The sequence below is a fragment of the Streptosporangium sp. NPDC003464 genome (assembly GCF_053588315.1).
The window spans coordinates 1-1,053 of record NZ_JBSFPS010000576.1; the positions used below are offsets into that span (position 1 = coordinate 1).

2 protein-coding genes are annotated in these 1,053 nt (G+C 69.7%); both read right to left on the reverse strand.

Annotated elements, in window-relative coordinates:
- Positions 1–428: DnaB-like helicase N-terminal domain-containing protein (locus ACWDS7_RS48660; RefSeq protein ID WP_451934855.1), on the reverse strand; the 428-nt coding region annotated here is incomplete at its 3' end.
- Positions 429–709: 281 nt separating this feature from the next.
- A partial coding sequence (locus ACWDS7_RS48665; protein WP_451934856.1) for an SLOG family protein occupies positions 710–1,053 on the reverse strand: 344 nt, incomplete at its 5' end.

The following is a 1,053-nucleotide window of genomic DNA, read 5'->3' on the forward strand; positions in this document are numbered from 1 at the left end:
CGGTCGGGCCCGTCGTCGGGGTCGAGGGTTTGCAGCTCCTGGATGGTGCGGTGCGCTTGGTAGATGCTTTCGCGGTTGCGCCAGTGCCGTAGGACGATGCGGGCGTGGTAGGCGGGGTCGCCGGCGATGAGCGCGGAGCGGTCGATGGCGAGGAGGTACTCGTGTCCTCCGGCCTGGCCGAGGGTTTTCGCGCGCTGCAGGTAGTCCTTGACGGCAACGGTGTCGGTGGGGCCGTCCTGGTCGACGAGGTCGAGGATGGCGGCATAGATGATCTGGTGCTGGGGGCTTCGGAAGGCCCGCGGTTCGGGGAGTATGGCGCGGATGTGGCCGACGATGTAGGGCACGGTCATGCAGGTGCCGAGTACCGTCTGTTCGGCTTCGCGGTCCCAGAGCGGCGAGTCGGTCTCGGTGGTCAACCGGTCCCCCATGTGCGTGGTTCGGGTAGGTGGTCAGGGCTGGGGTGGCGCGGGGCTTCGATGTCGGCGCCGGGGTGTGGCTGCGGGGTTCAGAAGAGCCGGTCGTGCTGCCCGTGGGGTTCTTCGGTGATGGGCCCGGCTTTCGCGGCTCGCTCGCGGTGCGTGTTGGCGCATTTGTCGCAGCTCAGGACGCTGTACAAAGTCAGGCCAGGTCGCCGGCCGGTGATGATGCGGGTGGCTGGGCGTGGGCAGCGGCGACAGGTGCTGACCCAGGTCATGGGCGTCTCCGCGGGTCACGGCGTCACCTCCCGGACGTTGATGCCTGCACCGGCGGCTTGCCGCATGCAGTCGCGGGTGCCGGGGCTGGCACCTTCGGGGAAGGCGACGCATTCGTCGGCGCCGGCCGCGACCATCTCGCCGTTGCGGATCGGCCCAGCGGCGCGCCGGTGTGCGGCCCAGTCGGCGGAGTGGGGTTCGTCGGGGACTCCGCGGTTGAGGCACCACAGGTGGGTGAGCCAGTCGGCGGAGGTGTCGGGCCGGTTGCCGTGCTCGTCTTCGTCCGGGTAGCAGGCGCCGTGGACGATGACCATGTCAGGGTGGGCGGCGTGAATCTGGTCGTAGGTGGCCCAGATGAGGG